Source organism: Actinomyces provencensis (assembly GCF_900155435.1).
Taxonomy (GTDB): domain Bacteria; phylum Actinomycetota; class Actinomycetes; order Actinomycetales; family Actinomycetaceae; genus Pauljensenia; species Pauljensenia provencensis.
Genome location: NZ_LT700212.1, coordinates 80,181 through 105,508 on the forward strand (window position 1 = coordinate 80,181; position 25,328 = coordinate 105,508).

The 25,328-nt window shown below is 72.0% G+C and carries 25 protein-coding genes; 3 read left to right on the forward strand and 22 right to left on the reverse strand.

Annotated elements, in window-relative coordinates; all coding sequences use genetic code 11:
• Positions 1-279: 279 nt before the first annotated feature.
• Complete coding sequence (locus BQ9890_RS00360; RefSeq protein WP_075888470.1) at positions 280-813, forward strand: M23 family metallopeptidase; 534 nt, start codon at positions 280-282, stop codon at positions 811-813.
• Positions 814-842: 29 nt separating this feature from the next.
• Here BQ9890_RS00360 and BQ9890_RS00365 read toward each other — a convergent pair whose 3' ends face one another.
• The 16 genes from BQ9890_RS00365 to rpsP form a co-directional block, all read right to left on the reverse strand.
• Positions 843-1,760: a tyrosine recombinase XerC gene (locus BQ9890_RS00365; protein ID WP_075888472.1), complete on the reverse strand. Its 918-nt coding sequence runs from the start codon at positions 1,758-1,760 to the stop codon at positions 843-845.
• 181 nt (positions 1,761-1,941) lie between these two features.
• Positions 1,942-3,111, reverse strand: coding sequence for a DNA-processing protein DprA (dprA, locus tag BQ9890_RS00370; protein ID WP_075888474.1), 1,170 nt, complete (start codon positions 3,109-3,111; stop codon positions 1,942-1,944).
• Positions 3,098-4,108: a 30S ribosomal protein S2 gene (gene rpsB / locus BQ9890_RS00375; protein WP_075888476.1), complete on the reverse strand. Its 1,011-nt coding sequence runs from the start codon at positions 4,106-4,108 to the stop codon at positions 3,098-3,100. The genes dprA (BQ9890_RS00370) and rpsB overlap by 14 nt, the downstream gene beginning before the upstream one ends.
• A gap of 368 nt (positions 4,109-4,476) precedes the next feature.
• Positions 4,477-4,797: a site-specific integrase gene (locus BQ9890_RS00380; RefSeq protein WP_075888478.1), complete on the reverse strand. Its 321-nt coding sequence runs from the start codon at positions 4,795-4,797 to the stop codon at positions 4,477-4,479.
• Positions 4,798-4,978: 181 nt separating this feature from the next.
• On the reverse strand, positions 4,979-6,148 hold the full coding sequence (gene dprA, locus BQ9890_RS00385) for a DNA-processing protein DprA (protein ID WP_075888474.1): 1,170 nt from the start codon (positions 6,146-6,148) through the stop codon (positions 4,979-4,981).
• On the reverse strand, positions 6,135-7,013 hold the full coding sequence (locus BQ9890_RS00390; RefSeq protein WP_075888480.1) for an ATP-binding protein: 879 nt from the start codon (positions 7,011-7,013) through the stop codon (positions 6,135-6,137). The genes dprA (BQ9890_RS00385) and BQ9890_RS00390 overlap by 14 nt, the downstream gene beginning before the upstream one ends.
• On the reverse strand, positions 7,010-8,584 hold the full coding sequence (locus tag BQ9890_RS00395) for a YifB family Mg chelatase-like AAA ATPase (protein WP_075892463.1): 1,575 nt from the start codon (positions 8,582-8,584) through the stop codon (positions 7,010-7,012). The genes BQ9890_RS00390 and BQ9890_RS00395 overlap by 4 nt, the downstream gene beginning before the upstream one ends.
• Positions 8,581-9,009 carry a YraN family protein gene (locus BQ9890_RS00400; protein WP_075888482.1) on the reverse strand — a complete coding sequence of 143 codons (429 nt, stop codon included), beginning with the start codon at positions 9,007-9,009 and terminating at the stop codon, positions 8,581-8,583. The genes BQ9890_RS00395 and BQ9890_RS00400 overlap by 4 nt, the downstream gene beginning before the upstream one ends.
• 105 nt (positions 9,010-9,114) lie before the next feature.
• Positions 9,115-9,417 carry a DUF2469 domain-containing protein gene (locus BQ9890_RS00405; RefSeq protein WP_075888484.1) on the reverse strand — a complete coding sequence of 101 codons (303 nt, stop codon included), beginning with the start codon at positions 9,415-9,417 and terminating at the stop codon, positions 9,115-9,117.
• The gene (locus tag BQ9890_RS00410; protein WP_078062499.1) at positions 9,414-10,298 is read right to left on the reverse strand and encodes a ribonuclease HII; all 885 of its coding nucleotides are present in this window, start codon (positions 10,296-10,298) and stop codon (positions 9,414-9,416) included. The genes BQ9890_RS00405 and BQ9890_RS00410 overlap by 4 nt, the downstream gene beginning before the upstream one ends.
• Positions 10,299-10,318: 20 nt before the next feature.
• Positions 10,319-11,122, reverse strand: a complete 804-nt coding sequence (gene lepB / locus BQ9890_RS00415; protein ID WP_230297739.1) for a signal peptidase I — start codon at positions 11,120-11,122, stop codon at positions 10,319-10,321.
• A 56-nt stretch (positions 11,123-11,178) separates the two neighbouring features.
• Positions 11,179-11,538 (reverse strand): 50S ribosomal protein L19, encoded by a 360-nt coding sequence (gene rplS, locus BQ9890_RS00420; RefSeq protein WP_075888486.1) that lies wholly within the window; start codon positions 11,536-11,538, stop codon positions 11,179-11,181.
• 176 nt (positions 11,539-11,714) lie between these two features.
• Entirely contained in the window at positions 11,715-13,112 is a 1,398-nt protein-coding gene (trmD, locus tag BQ9890_RS00425; protein ID WP_075888488.1) for a tRNA (guanosine(37)-N1)-methyltransferase TrmD, read from the reverse strand.
• Positions 13,112-13,657, reverse strand: a complete 546-nt coding sequence (gene rimM / locus BQ9890_RS00430; protein WP_075888490.1) for a ribosome maturation factor RimM — start codon at positions 13,655-13,657, stop codon at positions 13,112-13,114. The genes trmD and rimM overlap by 1 nt, the downstream gene beginning before the upstream one ends.
• 122 nt (positions 13,658-13,779) lie before the next feature.
• The gene (locus BQ9890_RS00435; RefSeq protein WP_075888492.1) at positions 13,780-14,019 is read right to left on the reverse strand and encodes an RNA-binding protein; all 240 of its coding nucleotides are present in this window, start codon (positions 14,017-14,019) and stop codon (positions 13,780-13,782) included.
• Positions 14,020-14,021: 2 nt separating this feature from the next.
• Positions 14,022-14,480 carry a 30S ribosomal protein S16 gene (gene rpsP, locus BQ9890_RS00440; RefSeq protein ID WP_075888494.1) on the reverse strand — a complete coding sequence of 153 codons (459 nt, stop codon included), beginning with the start codon at positions 14,478-14,480 and terminating at the stop codon, positions 14,022-14,024.
• Positions 14,481-14,730: 250 nt separating this feature from the next.
• Between rpsP and BQ9890_RS00445 the strand changes: the two genes are divergently transcribed.
• Both BQ9890_RS00445 and BQ9890_RS00450 read left to right on the forward strand, forming a co-directional pair.
• Positions 14,731-15,684 carry an inositol monophosphatase family protein gene (locus tag BQ9890_RS00445; protein WP_075888496.1) on the forward strand — a complete coding sequence of 318 codons (954 nt, stop codon included), beginning with the start codon at positions 14,731-14,733 and terminating at the stop codon, positions 15,682-15,684.
• Positions 15,685-16,052: 368 nt separating this feature from the next.
• Entirely contained in the window at positions 16,053-17,396 is a 1,344-nt protein-coding gene (locus tag BQ9890_RS00450; RefSeq protein WP_078062118.1) for an aldehyde dehydrogenase family protein, read from the forward strand.
• 40 nt (positions 17,397-17,436) lie between these two features.
• Here the strand turns inward: BQ9890_RS00450 and BQ9890_RS00455 are convergent, their stop codons facing one another.
• From BQ9890_RS00455 to ftsY, 6 genes are all read right to left on the reverse strand, one after another.
• Positions 17,437-18,624, reverse strand: coding sequence for an amidohydrolase family protein (locus BQ9890_RS00455; RefSeq protein WP_230297740.1), 1,188 nt, complete (start codon positions 18,622-18,624; stop codon positions 17,437-17,439).
• Position 18,625: 1 nt separating this feature from the next.
• Positions 18,626-20,230, reverse strand: coding sequence for a signal recognition particle protein (ffh, locus tag BQ9890_RS00460; RefSeq protein WP_075892469.1), 1,605 nt, complete (start codon positions 20,228-20,230; stop codon positions 18,626-18,628).
• A gap of 152 nt (positions 20,231-20,382) precedes the next feature.
• Entirely contained in the window at positions 20,383-22,200 is a 1,818-nt protein-coding gene (locus tag BQ9890_RS00465; RefSeq protein WP_195907590.1) for a [protein-PII] uridylyltransferase family protein, read from the reverse strand.
• A 4-nt stretch (positions 22,201-22,204) separates the two neighbouring features.
• Positions 22,205-22,543, reverse strand: a complete 339-nt coding sequence (locus tag BQ9890_RS00470; RefSeq protein WP_075888503.1) for a P-II family nitrogen regulator — start codon at positions 22,541-22,543, stop codon at positions 22,205-22,207.
• An 11-nt stretch (positions 22,544-22,554) separates the two neighbouring features.
• Positions 22,555-23,817, reverse strand: coding sequence for an ammonium transporter (locus BQ9890_RS00475; protein WP_230297741.1), 1,263 nt, complete (start codon positions 23,815-23,817; stop codon positions 22,555-22,557).
• A gap of 94 nt (positions 23,818-23,911) precedes the next feature.
• On the reverse strand, positions 23,912-25,099 hold the full coding sequence (gene ftsY, locus BQ9890_RS00480) for a signal recognition particle-docking protein FtsY (RefSeq protein WP_075892475.1): 1,188 nt from the start codon (positions 25,097-25,099) through the stop codon (positions 23,912-23,914).
• Positions 25,100-25,328: the final 229 nt, after the last annotated feature.

Genomic DNA, 25,328 nt, shown 5'->3' on the forward strand with positions numbered 1-25,328 from the left:
CGGTCCCGTGGGGACCGGCTCGGGTGCGGAAATGACACGCGTAGTCACCCGCCCGCAGGCAGGTGCCTCGTCAAGTGTAGTCCACCTGTCTCCCGCACCCCCGCCCGCCTCCTGTGACGCCCCTCCCACAGGGACGGCGACGAGGGCGCACCCGAGGTCCCTCCGCTCCGGGACCCCTCCGGCAGAGTCTGTCCACAACCGGCGCCGGCGCCCCTCATCCGTCCACAGGTGCGGCAGACCGCGCTGGCACACGGCCCTCCCGGGCCGCACCCTCGGGGCATGGACACACCCGCACCGACCCGCAGCCGCACCGCCCTCGTCGCGGGTGCACTGCTCGCCCTGACCCTCCCGTGGCTGGCGGCCCCCGGGGAGGCCTCCCCGTCCCCGGCCACGGTGTCACCGAGTGCTGACGGACCCCCCTGGGACTGGCCCACCGGGTCCCCGGTCGCCGTGGCGCGGGACTTCGACCCACCCGGGCGGCCGTGGCTCGCGGGTCACCGCGGCGTCGACCTGGACGTCGGGGTCGGCTCCCAGGTGCGTGCCCCCGCCGACGGTGTCGTCGTGTTCGCCGGGACCGTGGTGGACCGGGGTGTCGTCTCCCTGCAGCACGGGGCGTTCAGGTCGGCCTTCGAGCCGGTGGCGCCCGTGGTCGCGGCGGGCGACGCCGTGGTGCGCGGGCAGGTCATCGCCACCGTGGAGCAGGGGCACTCCCCCGGAGCCCTGCACTGGGGGGTGCGCACGGGCCCGGAGGAGTACGTCAATCCCCTGCGGATGCTGGTGGGACCGGTGGTGCTCAAGCCCTGGGACGGTTGAGCTCCCGCAGCCCCGGGTTCCCGGCGTCCTCAGGCGCGGGGGTGGGCCTGTCGGTAGACGGCGGAGAGCCGGTCGGAGTCCACGTGGGTGTAGCGCTGGGTCGTGCGCAGGGAGGCGTGGCCCAGCAGTTCCTGGACGGAACGCAGGTCGGCACCGCCCTCGAGCATGTGGGTCGCGGCCGTGTGGCGCAGGCCGTGGGGGGCGAGGTCGTGGACACCTGCGCGGGCGGTGAGGCGGTGCAGGACCCCGCGCACGACACGTTGGTCGAGGCGTCCCCCGCGCGCACCCAGGTAGAGCGCGCTGCCCGTCGCGGCGGCGACGAGGGCGGGGCGACCCCGACCGAGCCACTCCTCCAGGGCAGCGGCCGCGGGATCGCCGAAGGGCACGACGCGTTCCTTGTCACCCTTGCCCACCACCCGCAGGGACTGGGTCTCCCCCATCACGGAGGCCAGGTCCAGGGAGCAGAGCTCGGCAACCCTGATGCCGGTCGCGTAGAGCATCTCGAGCACGGACCAGTCCCGCAGCGCCAGGGGTGCGCCGTCCCCCGCCTCCTCGCGTGCGCGGTCCAGGAGGTGGGAGACGTCCCCGCGTCCCAGCACCTCGGGCAGGCGTTGGTCGGGACGCGGCGAGAGCAGCTGGAGGGCGGGGTCGGAGTCGAGGAGGCCCCTGGCGTGGGCCCACTCGGTGAAGTTGCGCACCGAGGCGGTGTGTCGTGCGAGCGTCGAGCGTGAGGCCCCTCCCTCCGCCAGTGCCGCCAACCACCCCCGCAGTGCGCGGGTCGTGAGGACCCGTGACAGGTGCCGGGGGTCGGTCCCGCCCGCGGGCAGCCCGAGGTGGTCGAGGAGGGACTCCAGGTCGGTGGTGTAGGCGCGCACCGTGTTCGCCGAGAGTCCCCTCCCGTCGCGCAGGTGCGCGACCCACAGTTCGAGCACGGGGGAGTCGGTCATGTGCACATCGTAGGGACCCCACCCACCCCATCCCCTCGAAGTCCGCTCACTTGGGACCTCGAAGTCCGCTCTGTTCGCACCTCGAAGTCCGCTCTGTCCGGGGCCAGAGGTCCGCCCCCGTCCCCTCGGAACCCTTCCCCCGGTGCCGACGGGGTCCGGGACAGCGGAGCGGGAACGGTCGTCACTCGCGGGGACGGGCGCGGGCCCAGCCGAGTTGGTGGGCGACCACGAGACCCTCCAGTTCGAGGCGGGCCAGGGCGCCGAGGACTTCCGCCTCCGACAACCCCGCCGCCCGCACGAGTGGTTGCAGGGACGTACCCGACCTCTTCGGCAACGCCTCCCAGACCCTGCGCTGGGCCGGTGGGAGCGCATCCGTGCCGGAGTCCGGGGCCACCGGTGCGCCGGGTGCCGGTCCGGGGGCGAGGAGTGCCAGTGAGCTCACCATCTCGAGCACGTCCCGACTGCCCTGCACCAGGGTCGCGCCCTCCCGGATGAGGACGTGGCACCCACGTGAGGACGAGGAGGAGACGGGTCCCGGAACCGCGCCGACGTGACGGGCCATGTCCTGAGCACGCCGTGCCGTCGACAGGGCACCGGAACGCGAGGAGGCCTCGACCACCACCGTGGCGGCCGCGAGCGCCGCGATGACACGGTTGCGCCCGAGGAAGCGCCACTTCGCGGGTCTCCAGGAGGGGGGCACCTCCGAGATGACGGCGCCGCGCCGCGCGATCTCCTGGAGGAGGTCGACGTGGGCGCTGGGGTACAGGTGCCCGAGACCTCCGGCCATGACAGCCGTGGTCCGCCCACCGTGGGCGGCCAGCGCGCCGCGGTGCGCGGAGGCGTCGATGCCGAACGCGCCCCCGGAGACGATGTCGATGCCCGTCTCGGCGAGCTCGAGGCCGAGGTCCGCGGCCACCCGGTTGCCGTATGCCGTGGAGGCCCGTGCCCCCACCACGGCCACGGCGGTGGCGGGCGTGGTCCCGCCCAGCACCCACAACGCGTGCGGAGCACCTGCCCCGAGGTCGTCGAGGCCCGGGGGCCAGCCCCGCTCCCCGGGGAGGAGCAGGTGTCCGCCCAGGGAGTCCATCTCGGCGAGGTCGTGCCCGGGGTCGGCGACGACGGCTCGGGCGTGCCACCGTTGCCAGGCGTCCTCCCACCCCCGTGGCCGCCCCCGTGGGTCGCGCTCGACGTCAGCGGGCAGGGGTCCGGGCTGCGGGGCGAGCGCCCATGCCACGGCCTCCTCCTCCCCCAGGGCCCGGCGCAGCGCCGTGGCGTGGAGGTCGCCGGGTTCCACCACGGCGCACCACCAGGCCGCCGCGATGCGTGGGTCGTGCGCCTCATGGGGAAGCATCGTCGTTCTCCCTCCTCAGGGTCAGTGCGTGGTGCACATCGGTGTCCTCGGGTCGGTCGTGCCCGGCCAGGTCCGCGACCGTCCAGGCCAGTCGCAGGACGCGGTCCGCCCCTCGCAGGGAGAGCACCCCGCGGTCCACGGAGCGGTCCAGGGACGCCAGGAGGGAGGGTTCCAGTCCCGAGTGCTCCCGCAGCCAGGGCCCCGGCACCNCGGGCTCGTCAGCCTTCTCCAGCAGCTCGCGCTCCCACTCGGCCAGGGGCTCCGCGGCGGTGGGGGCCGCCTCCTCGCCCGTGGACTTGTGGGCGGCAGAACGGGAGATCAGTCCGTCGGCCACGGCGTCGGCGACCACGCGCGTCAGCAGCGCGACGGCGCGGATGGCGTCATCGTTGCCGGGGATGCGGTAGTCGACCTCGTCGGGATCCGCATTGGTGTCGAGGATCGCGACGATCGGGATGTTGAGCTTGCGGGCCTCGGAGACTGCGAGGTGCTCCTTCTTGGGGTCCACGATCCACACGGCCGAGGGAACCTTGGCCATGTCGCGGATGCCGCCCAGGGTGCGTCCGAGCTTGTCCTTCTCGCGGCGCATCATCAGCAGTTCCTTCTTGGTGTGCCCGGAGGAGGCGACATCGTCGAAGTCGACCTGCTCGAGCTCCTTGAGGCGCTGGAGACGCTTGGAGACGGTGGAGAAGTTGGTGAGCATGCCACCCAACCAGCGGTGGTTCACGTAGGGCATGCCGACGCGGTTGGCCTGCTCCTCGATGGCCTCCTGCGCCTGCTTCTTCGTGCCGACGAAGAGCACCGTGCCGCCGTGGGCGACGGTCTGCTTGATGAAGTCGTAGGCGATGTCGATGTCGGCCAGCGTCTGCTGCAGGTCGATGATGTAGATGCCGTTGCGCTCGGTGAGGATGAAACGCTTCATCTTCGGGTTCCACCGGCGGGTCTGGTGCCCGAAGTGGACACCGGCCTCCAGGAGCTGGCGCATGGTGACGACGGCCATTGATCGTCCTTTCGCTGCGCGTACGCGCAGTTCGTGGGCACAGGGGTGCCCTGTTTCGGTTGTCACCCGGATCGCGGGATCGCGTCGGGTCCTGGTGCCATGACCGACCACCGCCCCGGAGGGACCTCGGTGGCCGTGCCCCGTCCCGTCGGACCGGTCCCGTGGGGACCGGCTCGGGTGCGGAAATGACACGCGTAGTCACCCGCCCGCAGGCAGGTGCCTCGTCAAGTGTAGTCCACCTGTCTCCCGCACCCCCGCCCGCCTCCTGTGACGCCCCTCCCACAGGGACGGCGACGAGGGCGCACCCGAGGTCCCTCCGCTCCGGGACCCCTCCGGCAGAGTCTGTCCACAACCGGCGCCGGCGCCCCTCATCCGTCCACAGGTGCGGCAGACCGCGCTGGCACACGGCCCTCCCGGGCCGCACCCTCGGGGCATGGACACACCCGCACCGACCCGCAGCCGCNCGAGCGTGAGGCCCCTCCCTCCGCCAGTGCCGCCAACCACCCCCGCAGTGCGCGGGTCGTGAGGACCCGTGACAGGTGCCGGGGGTCGGTCCCGCCCGCGGGCAGCCCGAGGTGGTCGAGGAGGGACTCCAGGTCGGTGGTGTAGGCGCGCACCGTGTTCGCCGAGAGTCCCCTCCCGTCGCGCAGGTGCGCGACCCACAGTTCGAGCACGGGGGAGTCGGTCATGTGCACATCGTAGGGACCCCACCCACCCCATCCCCTCGAAGTCCGCTCACTTGGGACCTCGAAGTCCGCTCTGTTCGCACCTCGAAGTCCGCTCTGTCCGGGGCCAGAGGTCCGCCCCCGTCCCCTCGGAACCCTTCCCCCGGTGCCGACGGGGTCCGGGACAGCGGAGCGGGAACGGTCGTCACTCGCGGGGACGGGCGCGGGCCCAGCCGAGTTGGTGGGCGACCACGAGACCCTCCAGTTCGAGGCGGGCCAGGGCGCCGAGGACTTCCGCCTCCGACAACCCCGCCGCCCGCACGAGTGGTTGCAGGGACGTACCCGACCTCTTCGGCAACGCCTCCCAGACCCTGCGCTGGGCCGGTGGGAGCGCATCCGTGCCGGAGTCCGGGGCCACCGGTGCGCCGGGTGCCGGTCCGGGGGCGAGGAGTGCCAGTGAGCTCACCATCTCGAGCACGTCCCGACTGCCCTGCACCAGGGTCGCGCCCTCCCGGATGAGGACGTGGCACCCACGTGAGGACGAGGAGGAGACGGGTCCCGGAACCGCGCCGACGTGACGGGCCATGTCCTGAGCACGCCGTGCCGTCGACAGGGCACCGGAACGCGAGGAGGCCTCGACCACCACCGTGGCGGCCGCGAGCGCCGCGATGACACGGTTGCGCCCGAGGAAGCGCCACTTCGCGGGTCTCCAGGAGGGGGGCACCTCCGAGATGACGGCGCCGCGCCGCGCGATCTCCTGGAGGAGGTCGACGTGGGCGCTGGGGTACAGGTGCCCGAGACCTCCGGCCATGACAGCCGTGGTCCGCCCACCGTGGGCGGCCAGCGCGCCGCGGTGCGCGGAGGCGTCGATGCCGAACGCGCCCCCGGAGACGATGTCGATGCCCGTCTCGGCGAGCTCGAGGCCGAGGTCCGCGGCCACCCGGTTGCCGTATGCCGTGGAGGCCCGTGCCCCCACCACGGCCACGGCGGTGGCGGGCGTGGTCCCGCCCAGCACCCACAACGCGTGCGGAGCACCTGCCCCGAGGTCGTCGAGGCCCGGGGGCCAGCCCCGCTCCCCGGGGAGGAGCAGGTGTCCGCCCAGGGAGTCCATCTCGGCGAGGTCGTGCCCGGGGTCGGCGACGACGGCTCGGGCGTGCCACCGTTGCCAGGCGTCCTCCCACCCCCGTGGCCGCCCCCGTGGGTCGCGCTCGACGTCAGCGGGCAGGGGTCCGGGCTGCGGGGCGAGCGCCCATGCCACGGCCTCCTCCTCCCCCAGGGCCCGGCGCAGCGCCGTGGCGTGGAGGTCGCCGGGTTCCACCACGGCGCACCACCAGGCCGCCGCGATGCGTGGGTCGTGCGCCTCATGGGGAAGCATCGTCGTTCTCCCTCCTCAGGGTCAGTGCGTGGTGCACATCGGTGTCCTCGGGTCGGTCGTGCCCGGCCAGGTCCGCGACCGTCCAGGCCAGTCGCAGGACGCGGTCCGCCCCTCGCAGGGAGAGCACCCCGCGGTCCACGGAGCGGTCCAGGGACGCCAGGAGGGAGGGTTCCAGTCCCGAGTGCTCCCGCAGCCAGGGCCCCGGCACCCGGGAGTTGCTCGCCCACCCCCACTGCGCCCATCGTCGACGGGCCCTCTCCCGTGCGACCCGCACGCGGGCAGCGACCTCCGCCGATCCCTCCGTGGTGTCCAGGCGCAGGTCGGAGCGGCTCGGGGTGTTCATGGACACCCGGATGTCGATGCGGTCCAGGAGCGGACCTGACAGTCGCGACACGTAGCGGCGCTTCTGCACCGAGGTGCAGCTGCACTCCAGGCTGCGGGAGCCGGAGAGCCCGCAGGGACAGGGATTGGTGGCCATGACGAGTTGGAAGGAGGCCGGGTAGCGCGCCGTGGCCCGTGCCCGGTGGATCCGCACGATCCCCTCCTCCAGCGGTTGTCGCAGGGCGTCGAGGACGGCGGGTGAGAATTCTGCGGCCTCGTCCAGCAGGAGGACACCACCGTGGGCGAGCGACACGGCCCCCGGCCGGGGCATGCCGGAGCCCCCACCGATGAGTGCCGGCATGGTCGCGGAGTGGTGGGGGGACTGGAAGGGTGGCGTGCGGACCAGTCCCTCCCCCGGGGGCAGGACTCCCGCCACCGAGTGCAGTGCCGTCACCGTCAGTGCCGTCTCGTCGTCCAGGGGCGGCAACAGCGAGGTGAGTCGCGTGGCGAGCATCGTCTTGCCCGATCCGNTCGTGCGCCTCATGGGGAAGCATCGTCGTTCTCCCTCCTCAGGGTCAGTGCGTGGTGCACATCGGTGTCCTCGGGTCGGTCGTGCCCGGCCAGGTCCGCGACCGTCCAGGCCAGTCGCAGGACGCGGTCCGCCCCTCGCAGGGAGAGCACCCCGCGGTCCACGGAGCGGTCCAGGGACGCCAGGAGGGAGGGTTCCAGTCCCGAGTGCTCCCGCAGCCAGGGCCCCGGCACCCGGGAGTTGCTCGCCCACCCCCACTGCGCCCATCGTCGACGGGCCCTCTCCCGTGCGACCCGCACGCGGGCAGCGACCTCCGCCGATCCCTCCGTGGTGTCCAGGCGCAGGTCGGAGCGGCTCGGGGTGTTCATGGACACCCGGATGTCGATGCGGTCCAGGAGCGGACCTGACAGTCGCGACACGTAGCGGCGCTTCTGCACCGAGGTGCAGCTGCACTCCAGGCTGCGGGAGCCGGAGAGCCCGCAGGGACAGGGATTGGTGGCCATGACGAGTTGGAAGGAGGCCGGGTAGCGCGCCGTGGCCCGTGCCCGGTGGATCCGCACGATCCCCTCCTCCAGCGGTTGTCGCAGGGCGTCGAGGACGGCGGGTGAGAATTCTGCGGCCTCGTCCAGCAGGAGGACACCACCGTGGGCGAGCGACACGGCCCCCGGCCGGGGCATGCCGGAGCCCCCACCGATGAGTGCCGGCATGGTCGCGGAGTGGTGGGGGGACTGGAAGGGTGGCGTGCGGACCAGTCCCTCCCCCGGGGGCAGGACTCCCGCCACCGAGTGCAGTGCCGTCACCGTCAGTGCCGTCTCGTCGTCCAGGGGCGGCAACAGCGAGGTGAGTCGCGTGGCGAGCATCGTCTTGCCCGATCCGGGTTCCCCCACCAGGAAGAGGTGGTGCCCGCCGGCCGCCGCCACCTCCGCCGCGCGCCGGGCCAGTGGCTGCCCGCGCACGTCCGCCAGGTCGGGTGCGACCGTGGATCCCACCGTGGGGGCGGGGCCGTGCCGGGGTGCCGGGGCAGCGGCCCCCAGGGTGAAGGCCCGGCGGGCGGCTCCCCCTCCGAGGTCGATGACATCGGCGAGGTGGTCCAGGGCCAGCACCTCCATACCGGGCACCAGGCCCGCCTCGTGGCCGGAGGATGCCGCCACCACCGCTCGGCGGATCCCGCAGCGACTCGCCGAGACGAGGGCGGGCAGCACACCGGGCACCGCGCGCAGGCTGCCGTCCAGTCCGAGCTCGGCGAGGAAGACGGTGGACTCGGTGAGTGTCGGTGACACCTTGCCCGTGGCCACGGCGATCGAGACGGCGATCGCCAGGTCGAAGCCGCTGCCCGTCTTGGGCAGGTCGGCCGGTGAGAGGCTCACCGTGGTGCGCCGGTCCAGGGACTCCAGACCGCAGGACTGGAGGGCGGCCCGTACCCGCTCCCGTGACTCCCGCACGGAGGCATCGGGCAGTCCGACCAGGGCGAAGGAGACGAGGCCGCGGCCGACATGGGTCTCCACCTCCACGAGGTGCCCCTCGAGTCCGACCAGGCCCACGGCCAGGACGGCGGCGACGGCATTGGTGTTCGCGTCGGCACTCACCCCGACACCCCCTGCACCCACTCCACCCGGGCCCCGGCCAGGGAGACCGGGACGGCCGGGGACCGTGGGGACGAGTGGGAACGGGACCGGGGCGGCGGGGCCCCGACGGTCACCGCGACGACGTCGAGGCGCACGCGCCCGTGCACGTCATGGCAGGCCAGCCACGCGGCTGCCAGGCGTCTCAGGCGCGACACCTTGCGCGCGTCCACGGACTCCAGGGCCGTGCCCCGGGCCGCGCCGGTACGGGTGCGCACCTCCACGAAGACGAGGGCGGCCCCGCCCTCGTCCCAGGCGACGATGTCCAGCTCGCCGCGGCGCCCGTCGCGCCAGTTGCGGTCCAGGACCAGCAACCCCTCGTCCTCCAGCAGGCGGACCGCCAGGTCCTCCCCTGCCCGTCCCAGTTCCGCACGGTGTCCGGTGCGCATGTGACCACCTCCACCGGCACCATGGCAGGTGGGGGCCCCGGACGCGTCGTGCACCCGGGCGGGCTGTGGACAGGGCGGAGCGGGGGCCCGGCCCTGTGGACAGGATCAGGGGATGTCGAGCTCCGGTTTGGAGAGCTCCTCGACGTTGACGTCCTTGTAGGTGATGACACGGACGGACTTCACGAAACGCGAGGACCGGTAGATGTCCCAGACCCAGGCGTCCGTGAGGGTCAGTTCGAAGAAGACGTCCTGACCGACGGGTCGGGCCTGGACGTCGACCTTGTTGCACAGGTAGAAACGCCGCTCCGTCTCCACGACGTAGCTGAACAACCCCACCACGTCCCGGTACTCGCGGAAGAGCTCAAGTTCCAGGGCGTTCTCGTAACCTTCGATGTCCTCACTGCTCACAGTCCCATCATGCCCTCTCCCCCGGCTGCCGGCCTCATCGGGGACGTGGAGGGCCGGGCTGCACCGGCGGGGACGACGCCGGGGAGGTGCCAGGACCTGCGGTGGAGCTCACACGGACCCAACCTGCCCAGGGCCTCCACATGGGAGGGGGAGGCGTAGCCCTTGTTGTGCACCCAGTCGTAGCCGGGGTCGGGCAGGGCACACATGCGGGCATCACGTCGCACCTTGGCGAGGACCGAGGCCGCGGAGACGACCGCGCACTCGAGGTCCGCGCGCACCCGGGTCACGACGGGGACACCGGGGCCCATCGCTCCAACGGACAGCCCAGCGGGCAGGCCAGCAGCCGGTGCCGCTGCTGCGCCCTCGTACCCGTCCGCGTCGGCGTCGGCGTCGGCGTCCCAGGCTCCCTCCGCGGGGAAGAGCGTGTCCTCGGGCGGGGTCAGCCAGTCGTGGGAACCGTCCAGCAGGACGATGCCGGGCTCGACCGCTGAGGAGCGGACCTCCTCCAGTGCACGCAGACCCGCCAGGCGCAGCGCGACGATGATGCCGAAACGGTCGACCTCATCGGCACCCGCCCAACCCACGGCACTGGCCAGGACCCATTCCTCGACGGGGCCGCACAGGGCCTCGCGCCGACGCGGGGTCAGGCACTTGGAGTCCGTGAGTCCCTCGGGAGGTTCCCCGCAGGAGGCGTCCACCACTGCCACCCCGACCGCCACCGGTCCCGCCAGGGCACCGCGGCCGACCTCGTCCATGCCGGCGACCAGACCGTTCTGGGCACACAGCTCCAGCTCCACCCCACGCGAGGCCGTGCGCGGTGTGCGAGCACCGGCGCCGCGGACCGGGCGGGGGCGCGGACGCGCAGTCCCCCCTGTCGCCATGTCCCGGGTCGTCCCGCCCGTCACGGCTGCGGTACCGCCTCGAAGACCTCGCGCCCCTCCAGGGCGCGCCAGTGGGAGACGGGCCAGATCACCCATCGGGCCCGCCCCACGACGTCGTCGAGGTCCACGAAGGGCGACTGTCCGCCGGTCATGTGGTAGCGGGAGTCCGCGGAGTTCCCCCGGTTGTCCCCCATGACCCACAGGTGCCCCTCGGGAACCTGCACGTCGAAGGTGATCGTCGAGGGTGCCTGCCCCGCGGCGAGGTAGGTCTCGTCGATGGCGGTGCCGTTGACCTGGATGCGCCCGGCGGCCGTGCAGCAGGTGACGTGGTCGCCGCCGACACCGATGACGCGCTTGACCAGGGTCTGCTCCCCGTCGGCGGGCAGGAAGCCGATGAACTCCCCCACGGAACGGAGCGCCCCACCCACGCCGCCGGAGTTGGCACTTGGGAGCCAGCCCAGGGAGTCGTTGAAGACCACCACGTCGCCGCGCCGGATGTCACCCGTCCAGGCGGACACGCGGGAGACGGCGATCCGGTCGTCCTCGACCAGGGTGTCGTGCATGGAGGGAGAGGGGATCCAGAAGACCTGGACAACGAAGGCGCGCAACAGGGAGGACAGGACCACGGCGAGGAGGAGCACCAGTCCGATCTCACGCAGCCAGGGGAGGAACCCTCCCGGCGCGTCCGCGGACCTGCGCGGGGCGCGGGACCTGCGACGCGTGGGGGCCCCGCTGCGGGCCACGTGGGAGGCGGGCGGGACCGGCCGTGTCCCCGCAGGATCCTCCTGGCGATCGCCCATGTCCCCGTCCCTCTTCCCGTCCACGTGCCCAGAATAGGGGTCGGGCCCGGCACCCATGGGTGCCGGGCCCGACCTCCGCCTCACTCCGCGGCGGAGAAGTCGCGGTGCTCCTTGATCTTCGCGGCCTTGCCGTGGCGGTCGCGCAGGTAGTAGAGCTTCGCGCGACGCACGGACCCACGGGTGACGACCTCGATGTGGTCGATCGTGGGGGCGTGCACCGGGAAGGTGCGCTCCACGCCCACGCCGAAGGACACCTTGCGCACGGTGAAGGTCGAGGACACGCCGTGTCCGCGACGCGCGATCACGACGCCCTGGAAGACCTGGATGCGGGAACGGTTCCCCTCGACGATGTGCACGTGCACCTTGACGGTGTCACCGGCGCGGAAGGCGGGGATGCCCTCGCGCAGCGAGGCCTCGTCGACGACGTCCAGCTTCTGCATGTTCTCTCCTCGACGCACCTGCCGCAGGTCAGTCGCGCCAGATCGGCAGGTCCGTGCCTGCTGTACCTGTGTGGGTGCGACTCCTCGACGTCCCCCTGCGGCAGGAACCGTCCGGTCGACCCGACGTCCCAGTCTGCCACATGCCGGCCCCCGCCCCCAAGGGGGAGACGCCCACCTCACCCGGCGTGGGCAGTGACGTTGCGCACCAGGACGTCGTCGATGTTGGCGACCTCACCCACCATGAAGGTGCGCCGACCTGCCAGGGAGAAGCCGTGACGCCGGTAGAAGTTGCGCGCCCGCTTGTTCGCGATGTTGGTGCCGAGTGCCACCTGGGAGTTGCGTCCCCGGGCGGCGACATCGGCCACCGCGCGCTCCAGCAGCGCCCCGGAGACCCCTGACCCGTGCCAGTCCGGGGAGACGTAGCACTTGGAGAGGTAGGCGGCGCCGAGTTCCACGCGTCCGCGGCGCACCATCTCCGCGGGCATCCCGTCGGGGCCGGCCAGGACCGTCAGCGTGTAGCCGATGAGGGGTTCGTCGCCGCCGCGCACCTGCGCGACGAGGATGCGGTGGTCGTCGGCGTCGGCCAGCATGCGGGAGAACTCCGCCTCGGTGAGGTGGGTGTCCATGAACGCCTGGATGTCCTCCTCGGTGAGGAAGTCCGGGCAGGCCAGGGGAAAGGTCTCCCGGGCGAGCACCGCGACCTGCGCGGCCTCGTCCTCGCGGGCATGGCGGATCGTGATGTCGGCACGCCTGGGAACCAGGACCCGGCCGGCGCTGGCGAGGACCTCACGGTCGTGGATGTCCAGACGCCCCGGTTCCAGTCGCGCGACGAGGTCGGGACGCCGGTGGGCGGTGCGCACCAGGGAACAGTCCCTGCGCCACCGCGCGATGGCGGCGTGGTTGCCCCCCAGCAGCACCTCGGGGACGTCCATGCCCCGCCAGGAACGGGGGCGGGTGTAGGCGGGGTACTCCAGGAGACCCTCCTCGGAGTAGGACTCCTCCACCAGGGAGTCGGGATTGCCCACGACCCCGTCGAGGAGACGCCCGACGGCCTCCACCAGCACCAGGGCTGCGACCTCGCCGCCGTTGAGGACGTAGTCCCCAATGGAGTACTCCACGACCTCCTGCTCCTCGTCGCGGTAGTGGTCGGCGACGCGCTGGTCGATGCCCTCGTAGCGCCCGCAGGCGATGACGATCTGGTCGGCGCGGGCCAGGTCCTCCGCCACGCGTTGGGTCAGTGGGGCCCCCGACGGGGTGGGGACGGCGAGGACGCGCCGCGCGTGGTGGTCGCCCCCCGGGGTGCGCGTCGACGAGGGCGTCCCCGTGGTCGGGTCCTCGGGGAGGGGAAGGGCGAGGACGTCGTCCAGGGCGCGTCCCCACACGTCGGCGCGCATCACCATCCCGGCTCCCCCGCCGTAGGGGGTGTCGTCGACCGTGCGGTGCCGGTCATCCGTCCACTCGCGCAGGTCGTGGACACCGACCCCGAGCAGCCCCGCCTCCTGGGCACGGCCCATGAGGGAGAGGTCGAGGGCTGCGAAGTAGTCGGGGAAGATCGTGACCAGGTCGATGCGCATCAGCCCTCGCCCCCGGGGCGTGGCACGCCACCGCGGTCACCGGCGTCGATCGCCTCCGACTCGTCGAAGAGACCCCGGGGGGCGTCGATCGTCACGAACCCGCCCTCGACGTCGACGACGGGGACGATCGCGTGGACGAAGGGGACCATGACGCGCCTGCCCGCGTGGCGCACGACCAGCAGGTCCTGGGCGACGCCGGCCTGGAGGGCCACGACCTCACCCAGGTCCTCGCCCGCCGGCGTGCGGGCGTCGAGCCCGACCAGTTCGTGGGGGTACCAGGCATCCTCCTCGGGCTCCTCCTCGACGAGGAGGAGGGTGCCACGCACCGCCTCCGCGTCGGAGCGGTCGGTGACCTCGGCGAAGGTGGCCATGACCCGTCCCTTGTGCGCGCGCAGGGACTCCACCGTGAGGTGGGGGACCTCACGGGAGTCGGTGTCGAGCACGTGACCCGGCGCGAGGCGGTCCGGGTCGTCCGTGCGGATGTCGAGGTAGACCTCGCCCTTGAGCCCGTGGGGTGCACCCACGACCGCCGCAGTCAACTGCATTGCTCCCCCTCGTCTCACCCGGAACGACCGACCACCCATGGTAACCGTCGGAGTCGTCCGGACATGCGGGAGGGGCCCGGGTCTTCACCCGGGCCCCTCCCTGTCAGTCCCTCAGGACCGTGTCACTGCCGATCCGTGTCGACCACGTCGACCCGGACGGGCTCGCGCGCCGAGAGCGCCCCCATCACCGTGCGCAGTGCACGGGCCGTGCGCCCGTTGCGTCCGATGACACGCCCGAGGTCCTCGGGGTTGACCCGGACCTCGAGCAGCTGCCCGCGACGCATCGACCGCGACGAGACGCGCACGTCATCGGGGTGGTCGACGATCCCGCTGACCAGGTGGTCCAACGCGTCGGCGAGCACGGTCAGGCGTCCTCGCCGGAGTCAGCCGACTCCGCCGTCTCCGCGGACTCGGCCTCGGCGGCGGCGGCCTCAGCAGCCTTCGCCTTCTCGGCGGAGGCGGCGGCCTTGCGCTTCTCGGCAGCGGACTCGGCGGCCTTGACGGCCTCCTCGGCCTCTGCAGCCTTGTCGGCCTCGGAGACCTTCACGCGGGAGACCGCGTCGGCCTTGCCGTGGAACTTGGCGATGTCACCGGTCAGGACCAGCAGGTTGCGGACCTGGTCGGAGGGCTGTGCGCCCACCGAGAGCCAGTGCTGTGCGCGGTCGGAATCGATCTTGATGACCGAGGGCTCGCGGGTCGGGTCGTAGAGACCGACCTCCTCGATGACCCGGCCGTCACGCTTCTTGCGTGAATCGACGACGACGACACGATAGACGGGCGCATGGATCTTGCCGATGCGCTTCAAACGGATGCGAACTGCCACTGGTGTGGTCACTCCTGTTTCGAATCGGGGTGGACCGCCCACCGCGCCGGTGGGACACGGCGTGATGATTGCTCCTGGACACGGTGACGGGAGGTGAGAGGGTCCGCCCGGACCGGGTACAGCGGTCCATTGTGCCACGCACGGGCCAGACTCCCAAGCCGGCGACGCGCACCATCCCTTCCCGGCACGTGCGATCGCTCACGTGGACACCCTGACACGCTGCCTTGACGCGGACATGGAGAATGGGGGCATGACGGATCCCGGGACGACCACTGACGACCTGACCACGGCGCACGACCTCTCGACCATGGCCCGGGAGGCGGCCCTGGCCGTCGCCCCCTACCTGCGCTCGGTCGCCCGGACGGTGACCGACTTCGAGACCAAGGCCGATGTGCACGACCCCGTCACGCTCCACGACCGCCGTGTGGAGGGTGCCCTCCACGCACTCCTCGCACGCATGGTCCCCGGGTCCCGGGTGCTCGGTGAGGAGACGGGGGAGCACCTCCTGCCCGCGGAGCCCCAGAAGCTGAGCGCGGAGTTCACCGAGCACTTCCACGTGCCCACCTCACCCGAGGTCCAGGGGGCACTGCGTCGGTGCGCCGCCCTGGGCGACCGGGTGCGCTGGATCGTCGACCCGATCGACGGGACGGCGAACTTCGCGGCCGGGTTGTCCTACTTCAACACCTCCATCGGCGTCGAACTGGACGACGCCGTCGTCGCCGCTGCCGTCTCGGTGCCGATGAGCCACGAGGTGTTCGTGGCGGATGCCGACCGGTGCTGGTTGGAGGGTCCCGGGGGGAGGATCGACCTGAGGGCCGACGGACCCGCCCGGGAGGACCACGCCCTCCTCATGTCCTACTACCCGAACCGAGCCGCACTCACCGGGCACCCCGCGCGCAGCCTCGACCACGAGACGCGCCTCGCGGGGGCCTACCAGGCGATCCGACGTCCGGGCGCCTGCGCCCTGGACCTCGCCATGGTGGCCGCCGGGTGGTGCGGGGCGATGATCGGCACCTCCTTCAAGCCGTGGGACGTGGCAGCCGGCATCCACCTGGTGCGTGTCGCCGGTGGACGCGTCCTCAACCTCCCGCTCGGCACCGACCTGCCCGAGGGCCTCCGCCCCGGGATCGTGGCCTCCGCCCGACAGCTCGACGCCGCCACCGCCCGCGGGATCCTCCGGGAACTCGACGAGGACGCGCACTGACCCGGGGTGCGCCTCCCCGACACCTCGAGGCTCACCCCATTCGGCACCCGGAGCACGCGTCGGCCCCCCGCGCCGTCGTGACCATCCTGTGACCTGGAGCGGCCGGAACCGGGACCTTCTGCACATGCGTTCACACCGGTTGCGCATATTCTCAAGAGTGTCAAGCACCACACTCGTCGACGAGGAGTACGGACCGTGAACACCTCCACCCAGACCCAGCCACAGACCCGGACCCAGACCCCGCGAACCGTTCCCGTCGGGACCCGAGCGACCCCCGGGAGCAGAGGGAAGAACACAGCCGACCCGGCCGCCCGGACCGCACCGACCACCCCGATCCCCCCACTCACGGCACCGTCGGGGATCTTCTCCTGCGCGCCCGCCGTGCCGCGCGTGCCTGGGAGTCACTGGACCAGGCACAGACCGATGCCATCGTGCGCGCAGCAGCCCGGGCCGCAGCGGATGCAGCCCACTCCCTGGCCTCCGTCGCCGTCGAGGAGACCCGGCGCGGCAACGTCACGGACAAGGAGGCCAAGAACCTCTTCGCCGCGACGACCGTCGCCGAGGACCTCCTGTCCCAACCCACCGTCGGCGTCATCGAGGTCGACGAGCAGCGCGGCCTCACCCACATCGCCGAGCCGGTCGGTGTGGTCCTCGCCCTCACACCGGTGACGAACCCGACCTCGACCGCCGTCTTCAAGTCGCTGCTGTGCCTGAAGACCCGCAACCCCGTGGTCTTCGCCTTCCACCCCTCCGCCCAGCGCTGCTCAGCGGAGGCCGCACGCACCGTGCGCGACGCCGCCGTGGCCGCGGGAGCGCCACGGGACTGCATCCAGTGGGTGGAGGAGCCGGACATGGCGACCACCCGTGAACTCCTCGCCTCCCCGGAGATCTCCATGGTCCTGGCCACCGGCGGGAATGCCATGGTGCACGCCGCCTACTCGAGTGGGCACCCCGCCATCGGGGTGGGCGCCGGCAACGTCCCCGCCTACGTCCACGCCTCCGCCGACGTCGAGCGCGCGGTGGGCGACATCGTGGCCTCCAAGACCTTCGACAACGGGATGATCTGCGCCTCCGAGCAGGCCGTCATCATCGACGAGGCCGTCTGGGAACGCGCCGTGTCCGCCTTCCTGGCCCTCGGCGTGCACCTCACCGACTGTGCGGAGACGCGGGCCCTGGAGGAGCTGCTCTTCGGGACACACTCCGGGGCACCCGGGGTCGAGGAGGCCCGACTCCGCCCGGACGTCGTGGGACAGTCCGCCCCCGAGCTGGCCCGACGGGCCGGTCTGGGTGTCGCCCCCTCCACGACGGTGCTCGCCTCCCTCGTCCCCGCGGTCGGGCGGGAGCACCCGCTCTCACGCGAGAAGCTCTGCCCGGTCCTCGCCGTCATCCGCGTGCCCACCACCTCTGCGGGCATCGAGGCGGCCGGACGCATGGTCGAGCTCGACGGGATGGGGCACACCGCGGTCGTCCACACCGAGGACCCCGAGGTCGTGGACCTGTTCAGTGCCCGTGTGCCGGCCGTGCGGATCCTCGTCAACGCACCCGCGGCGCTGGGAGCCATCGGGGGGATCTACAACGCGTTGACGCCCTCACTGACCCTCGGGTGCGGTGCCTTCGGCCACACCTCCGTGTCCGACAACGTCACGGCCCGCCACCTGCTCAACGTCAAGCACGTCGCCCACAGGAGGATGCCCGTGACGGTGCACGCCTGAACACGGGGAGGACACGCACGGGGAGAGGTCCTCCCGCCCCTCAGTGCTCCGCGCCAGCCGCCACCCGGACACCCCGCAGGACCACGGCACGCGGGTGCGCCAACGTGGAGAGGTCCTGGCGGGGGTCCTCCCCGAGGACCACCAGGTCCGCACACGCCCCGGGGAGGAGCGACTCCAGTCCCAGCGTGTCGCGTGCCCGCCAGGTGGCCAGGTCCAGGATGCGGGCGGGTTCCACACCGACCGCTCGCCAGAGGGCGAACTCCGACGCAATGGTCCCGTGCTCCTGGTAGCCACCGGAGTCGGTGCCGGGCAGCACGTGCACACCGGAGGCGAAGAGCCGTTCCGCGTGGTCACGGCGCCCACGGTGCATGGCGCGCATGGTGGCACCGTAGCGTGGGTACCGGTGACCGGCACGGTCCGCGAAGTCGGCGAAGAGCTCGACCTGCAGGAGGGTCGGCGTGACGGTGACACCCCGCGCCGCGGCCTCGGCGAGCTGGTCGTCATCCATGCCGGTGCCGTGCTCGATGTCGTCGACCCCGGCCTCGATGAGGTCGTCCACGGCGGTGTGGGAGAAGCAGTGGGCCGCCACCCGCGCTCCCTCGGCGTGCGCCGCGGCAACCGCGTCGACGAGGACGTCCCGGGGCCACAGGGGCTCCAGGTCGGAGTCCGCACCACCCGAACGGTCGATCCAGTCGGCGACGATCTTCACCCACCCGTCCCCCGCCCGCGCCTGCCGGGCGAGCTCCGCGGGCAGCAGACCGGGGTCCTTCACCTCCACCGCCAGGTCCCGGATGTAGCGTCTGGGCCGGGCGACGTGACGGCCCGCACGGACGAGGAGAGGCAGGTCGCCGCGGTCCTGCACCCAGGAGTTGTCCACCGGCACCCCGCAGTCACGCACGGCCAGGACCCCGGAGTCCCTGTCGGCCACGGCCTGGCGTTCCTGTTCCTCCGGCCCGGCCGGACCCGAGGACCCGATCCCGATGTGGCAGTGGACGTCGACCAGACCGGGCAGCGCCCACCCGGTGAGGTCCGCCCGGATGCCGGCCGCGGGCCCGTGGAGGCGTTCCACGCGCCCGTCACGGACCTCCCAGGTGCCCTGGACCCACGTCGCGGGCGCTGCTGCTCCACCGGTGGTGTCCGTGGGGGGACGGGAGCCGACCCCGTCGGCCCGGGCGGGGCCGGGGACGGCGACGTCGTCACGCCACAGCATCCACCCGGAGAAGATCACCTCATCGCCCCTGGAGCATCCGCCTGATGTCGTCGGGGAGGTCGTCCATGGTGGGGCGCGCCTGGACGGGGGCCGGCTCCGGCTCGCCCAGCCCGAAGGAGGAGCCCGCCACCGGTGCCTGCGGGGCGCCGCCGCGCTGGTCCTTGGGCAGGAGCGCCTCGAGTTCCTGCTGGCGGCGCTTGGCGGGATTGCCGGAACGCGCCTTCTTCTTCACACGCGCCTTCTGGGCGGCGGCCTTCTTTGCCTGCGCCCGCTGCTTGGCGCGACCGCCCTGCCCCGGCATCGAGCCCATCCCCGGCATCCCACCGCCCTGGCCCATCTGGCTCATCATGGCCTTGGCCGCGTCGAAGCGCTTGACCAGCGCGTTCACCTCGGAGACCGTCGTCCCGGAGCCGCGGGCGATGCGGGAGCGCCGCGACCCGTTGAGGATCTTGACGTCGGCACGCTCGGCGGGTGTCATGGAGCGCACGATCGCCTCGACGCGGTTGACCTCGCGTTCGTCGAAGTTCTCCAGCTGGTCACGCATCTGTGCCATGCCGGGGACCATGCCGAGGATCTTCTTCATGGAGCCCAGCTTGCGGATCTGCTGGAGCTGGGAGAGGAAGTCGTCGAGGGTGAGCTCCCCGGACATGGCCCGGGCGGCGACCTTCTCGGTCTCCTCCTGGTCCATGCGTTTCTCGGCCTGCTCGATGAGCGTGAGCACGTCACCCATGTCGAGGATGCGCCCCGCCATGCGGTCCGCGTGGAAGCGCTCGAAGTCGTCGAGGCCCTCGCCGGTGGAGGCGAAGAGGATGGGGGCCCCGGTCACGCCACGCACCGACAGGGCGGCGCCACCGCGGGCGTCACCGTCGAGCTTGGAGAGCACGACACCGGTGAACCCCACACCGTCGCGGAAGGCGGTGGCGGTCTGGACGGCGTCCTGACCGACCATGGCGTCCAGGACGAACATCGTCTCGTCGGGGTGGACGGCGTCACGGATCGCGATCGCCTGGTCCATCATCTCCCGGTCGACACCGAGACGTCCGGCGGTGTCGACGATGACCACGTCGATGCCGGAGTGCCGGGCGTGCTCCACACCGGTGCGGGCGACCTCCACCGGGTCGCCCACGCCGTTGCCGGGTTCGGGAGCCCAGACGGGGACGCCGGCCCTCTCCCCCACGACCTGCAGCTGCTGGACGGCATTGGGGCGCTGGAGGTCGGAGGCCACGAGGAGGACCGACTTGCCCTCCTCACGCAGCCACTTGCCGAGCTTGCCCGCCAGGGTCGTCTTGCCCGCGCCCTGGAGGCCGGCGAGCATGAAGACGGTCGGCCCGGTGGCCGCGAAGTGCAGCTCCCGGGTCTCGCCCCCCAGGATCTCCACGAGCTCGTCGTGGACGACACGCACCACCTGCTGGCCGGGGTTGAGGCCCTGGGCACGCGCGGCGCCGCGGGCCTTCTCCCGCACCTTCGAGGTGAACTCGCGCACGACGGGCAGGGCCACGTCGGCATCGAGGAGGGCACGGCGGATCTCGGAGATCGTCCGGTCGACATCGGCCTCGGTGAGGACGCCGCGACCCCGCAGCTGCTTGAAGGACTGACCCAATCGGTCGGAGAGGTTCCCGAACACGTGCATCCCACTTCCGGGCGAGGAGGGCTGGACTGACTGCCCACCAGACTAGCGCACCCCGCTGGGGCGTCCCCGCCGGGGCGTCCCCGCCGGGCCGGGGCGCACGGAGGGGATGGGGGCGGACCAGGTCCCACCCGGGTCCACCGCCCCGCTCAGTCGGTGAGGACCTCCCAGCAGGCGCGCGCCAGTCCGTTGACCAGGCTCGCCCGCCAGGGGTTCCACGCCTTGTCACCCGCCGCCACCGAGTCCGCCCGGGTGAGGGCGATGAGGGTGGCCAGGCGCTGGGGGTCGTGGCCGGAAGCGTCCAGGACGAGGTCGATCGTGGCCGGGTCAGCGGGGTCGCGCGAGGTGGCGGCCTGGGCGAGGACGAGGTGGTTCTCCACCAGTGAGGTCACGGTCCCCACGAGTTCGGGGAAGCCCATGCGGTCGAGGACCGTCGGGACCAGTTCTGCACCCTCGTGGGGGTGGTCGATGCCTCCCCCGGGGGGACGCTTGCCGATGTCGTGCAGCAGGGCCGTGAGCAGTGCTGTCGTGCGGTCGATGACGGAGCGGTCGAAGGGCGGGAGCCAGTCGGCGTTGCCGGCGAGCATCTCCCCCATCTCGGCCACGGTGCCCACGCAGTGGCGGTCCACCGTCCAGCGGTGGAACTCGGCACGCTGGGGGCGCGAGCGCAGTGCCTCCCACTCGGGGATCCACGCGCTGGGCAGGCCCGTCGCGTCCAGGGCGAACCACGCGGGGATGACGCCCCGACCCGTGCCGATGAAGTCGACGAAGAGGTGGGCTCGCCGCGACGTCCACACGGACTCCCCCGACATCAGGCCCGCACCGACGGCGGCACGGATGTCCTCCAGTGTGGCGGCGGAGGGCAGCATGCCCGTGCGCGCAGCCGCACCCGCCAGCTCCAGCACCGCGGAGGGGTCACGCGAGGCCTCGGCCTCCGTGAAGACGAGGGAGGAGTCCGACACGGCGATGCCGAAGCCGAGCTCGTCGAGGTGGGCGACCTTCCTGCGACCACGCGGGGACCGCGGGCTGAGGATCCTGCGCCTGAGCCCTCCCGGGCCCCACGCCTCCCGCGCGCCGAGGGCCCGCTGGACGACGCCGTCGGTGGCCTCCGAGATCGAGGCCCCTGCAGCGCTCACCAGTCGCATGAGGTCGGTCTCCGCGTCCCCGCCCGTGAGGCCGAGGTCCTGGGCCACGTCGGACTGGTGGGCGCGCAGGAGCTTGGCGGTGTGGCGTCTCGTGACGCGCTGCAGGGCGTCCTGCACGTCGCAGAGCAGGGCGGCGGCGTCCTCGACACGGTCGTGGGGGTAGTCGGTGAGCCAGGTGGCCGCCAGGGCCCGCATGAGGTTGAGGTCGCGCAGACCCCCCTTGCAGGACTTGAGGTCGGGTTCGTTGACCAGGTCGATGTCGCCGTCGTGCTCCCAGCGCTCCCGCGCACCGGAGAGGAGTTCGTCGACACGGGTGGGTGCCGCCTTGCGCAGGTCGGCGCCGACTGCGGTGCGCACCGCCTCGGTGAGCTCCCGGCTGCCGGCCACGTGGTGGAGGTCCAGCAGGCCGGTGAGGGCGGGCAGGTCCGTGCGCGCGACCTCCCGGCACTGCTCGGGGGTGCGCACCGAGTGGTCGACTGCGACGCCCGAGTCCCACAGGGGGTAGAGCAGGTGTTGGACGAGTTCGTCGATGCGTCCCTGCAGACGTCGGGGCAGGTCGTGGAGGACGACGACGTCGATGTCGGAGGTCGGTCCGCCCTCGCCCCGGGCGAAGGAGCCGACGATCGCCAGTGCCACGGGACCGATGTCGAGGTCCTGGGTGGCGTCCCTCCACACGGACTGCAGGTGGTCGGTGACCGACTGCTGGACCGCGCGCCGGTAGGCCCTGCCCGGACCCGGGACCCAGTTCCCGTCCTCGACGGGGCGGGGGGGTTCCAGGTCGAGCAGGGCCTGACCGAGCGTTGGTGTCACTGGTGTGTTCACGACCTCACAGAGCTGAGGGGCCGGACTCGCCGGTGCGGACACGGATGACGTCGTCGACGGGGCTGACCCAGATCTTGCCGTCCCCGATGTTACCCGTACGGGCAGCACCGGAGATGGCCTCGACCGCGGCGGGGACCTCGTCGTCACGGACCAGGGTCTCGAGGCGGATCTTCGGGACGACGGTGACGGCGTACTCCGCACCGCGGTAGACCTCGGTGTGCCCCTTCTGGCGGCCCGTCCCCGATGCCTCGGAGATGGTCGCCCCGGTGAGGCCGATGGCCTCGAGGGCCTCGCGGACGGGGTCGAGACGGTAGGGCTGGATGATCGCGGTGATGAGCTTCATGTCGGTTCCCTTCAGGACAGACGCGCCGCGGCGGTCGGGTTCTCGTAAGCGGTCTCTGAGTGCTCTGAGAGGTCGATGCCGCGGGTCTCGGCCTCGGGGCTGATCCTCCACCCCATCGTGGCCTTCAGTGCGTATCCAATGATGCCAGTGATCACGCCCGAGAAGACGACGGCGATCACGGCAATGAGGATCTGGGTGATGAGCAGTCCGATTCCGCCACCGTAGAACAGGCCGCCGTCAGTGGCGAGGAAGCCGATGAGGACCGTGCCGGTGAGGCCACCGACCAGGTGGACACCGACGACGTCCAGGGAGTCGTCGTAGCCGAGCTTGAACTTCAGGCCGACGGCCAGGGCGCACAGGGCACCCACGATGAGGCCCAGGATGGTGGCCCCGATCGGGTTGAGGGCGCCCGCTGCCGGGGTGATGCCGACCAGGCCCGCGACGATGCCGGAGGCCGCACCCAGCGACGTGGCGTGGCCGTCACGCACGCGCTCGGTGAGCATCCAGCCCAGGACCGCTGCTCCGGCGGCGACCGTGGTGTTGACCCAGGCCATGCCGGCCAGGGCGTCCGCGGTGAAGGCCGAGCCGGCGTTGAAGCCGTACCAGCCGAAGAGCAGGAAGGCGGCGCCCATCATGACGAAGGGCAGGTTGTGGGGGCGCATGGCCTCGGTGCCGAAACCGGGGCGCTTGCCGATGATCAGGGCGAGCACCAGACCTGCGACGCCGGCGTTGATGTGGACCACGGTGCCACCGGCGAAGTCGATGGGTGCCACACCGGTGAGGGTCGCGATCGGGCCGTCGGCGGAGAGCAGACCACCACCCCACACCATGTGGGCCATCGGGAAGTAGGCGAAGGTCACCCACAGGGCGACGAAGACCAGCCACGAGCCGAACTTGACGCGCTCGGCCAGGGAGCCCGAGATCAGGGCGACGGTGATGATGGCAAACGTCATCTGGAAGGCGACGCCCACCCAGTTCGGCACGCCGTTGGCGTCCAGGGCGGAACCATCGAAGGAGCCGAGCAGACCGAACTGCTCGAAGGGGTTGGCGAAGATGCCGGCGACATCGGAACCGCCGTAACTCATCGACCATCCCCACAGGGGGTAGACGACAGCGACGACGGCCAGGACGCCGAAGGACATCATCATCATGTTGAGGACGGACTTCGTGCGGCTCATGCCGCCGTAGAACAGGGCAAGCGCTGGGGTCATCAGGAGGACCAGCGATGCCGAGGTGAGCATCCAGGCGGTTGCGCCTGTGTCGAGTGTGTCCACGGGAGTGCCTTCCGGGTCGGAAAACTGACTCCCTGAAGATACCCAGAATGATTTGCCTAATCTTTACTCATCCACGATGTGGACGAGACACCCTTTACTTTCCGACGATGGCATTGACGAAATCCTGGGCATCGAAGGGGGCGAGGTCATCGGCACCTTCACCCAGACCCACGAACTTGACAGGGACTCCCAGTTCCCTCTGGACGGAGACGACGATGCCTCCCTTGGCGGAGCCGTCCAACTTGGTGAGCACGATGCCCGTGACGTCCACGACCTCGGCGAAGACCTGCGCCTGGCGCATCCCGTTCTGCCCCGTCGTGGCGTCCAGCACCAGCAGGACCTCGTTGACGGGGGCACGACGTTCCATGACCCTCTTCACCTTGCCGAGCTCGTCCATGAGTGTCGACTTCGTCTGCAGGCGACCCGCCGTGTCGACCATCACCACGTCGACCCCCCTCTCCGTCCCCTCACGCACCGCGTCGAAGGCCACCGACGCGGGATCGGCCCCGTCACGCTCGGAACGCACGACGTCCACCCCGACCCGGTCGCCCCAGGTGACGAGCTGGTCGGCGGCAGCGGCGCGGAAGGTGTCGGCGGCACCCAGGAGCACGGTGTCCCCCTCGGCCACGAGGAGTCGCGCGAGCTTGCCCACGGTGGTCGTCTTGCCGGTGCCGTTGACGCCGACCATGAGGACCGTCGCGGGCAGGAGCGCGCCGCTGTCGTCGGTGGCACGGTCCAGGTGCAGTGAGCGGTCCATGCCGGGGTCGACGAGGTCGAGGAGCTCCCGGGCGAGGATCTCGCGCACCTGGTCCGGGTCCTGCGTGCCCTGCACCTTGACCTCGGTGCGCAGGGCGGCCATGAGGTGCTCGGTGGCGGGCAGTCCGAGGTCCGCCATGAGCAGCGTGTCCTCGATCTCCTCCCAGTCCTCCGCCGTCAGGTCGCCGCGCGAGAGGACACCGAGGAGGGCGGTGCCGATGGCGCCGGAGCGGGCGAGCCGGGCACGGAGACGCCCGAGTCGGGAGGGCACCGACTCGGGGACCTCGACGGTCTCGGTGGGCACCGGCACCGCGGTGGGTTCCCCGACGGGGGGCGCGGGGGTCGCGGGCGCCTCCTCCTCGGGCGGGCGGACCGCGGGGGGCACCTCGCGCTCGACGGGTGGCTCCACCCGGGGGGGACGAGGGCGACGCAGGGCCCACACGACCACGGAGACGAGCAGCACGACCGCGAGGACCGCGACCGCGATGCCGACGGGCGTCTGGAGGAAGTTCAGCAGTGCATCCATGACCCCATCATCCCCCACCACGGGCGTCTGCCTCCACCTCCCGGTAGGGGGGTCGTGGGTGGTGCTGGGAGGTCCTGCGGGACGGACCCGACCTCAGCGTCCGGAGTCCGCAGCACCCCCGGCGTCGGGCCGCTCACCCGCCCGCTCCGAGCCACGCGCGGCCTGGAGGCGCTCGATGCGCTCCGCGGCGCTCTCGAGGTGCTCGTACCCGGGGATCTCCTCGGGCTCG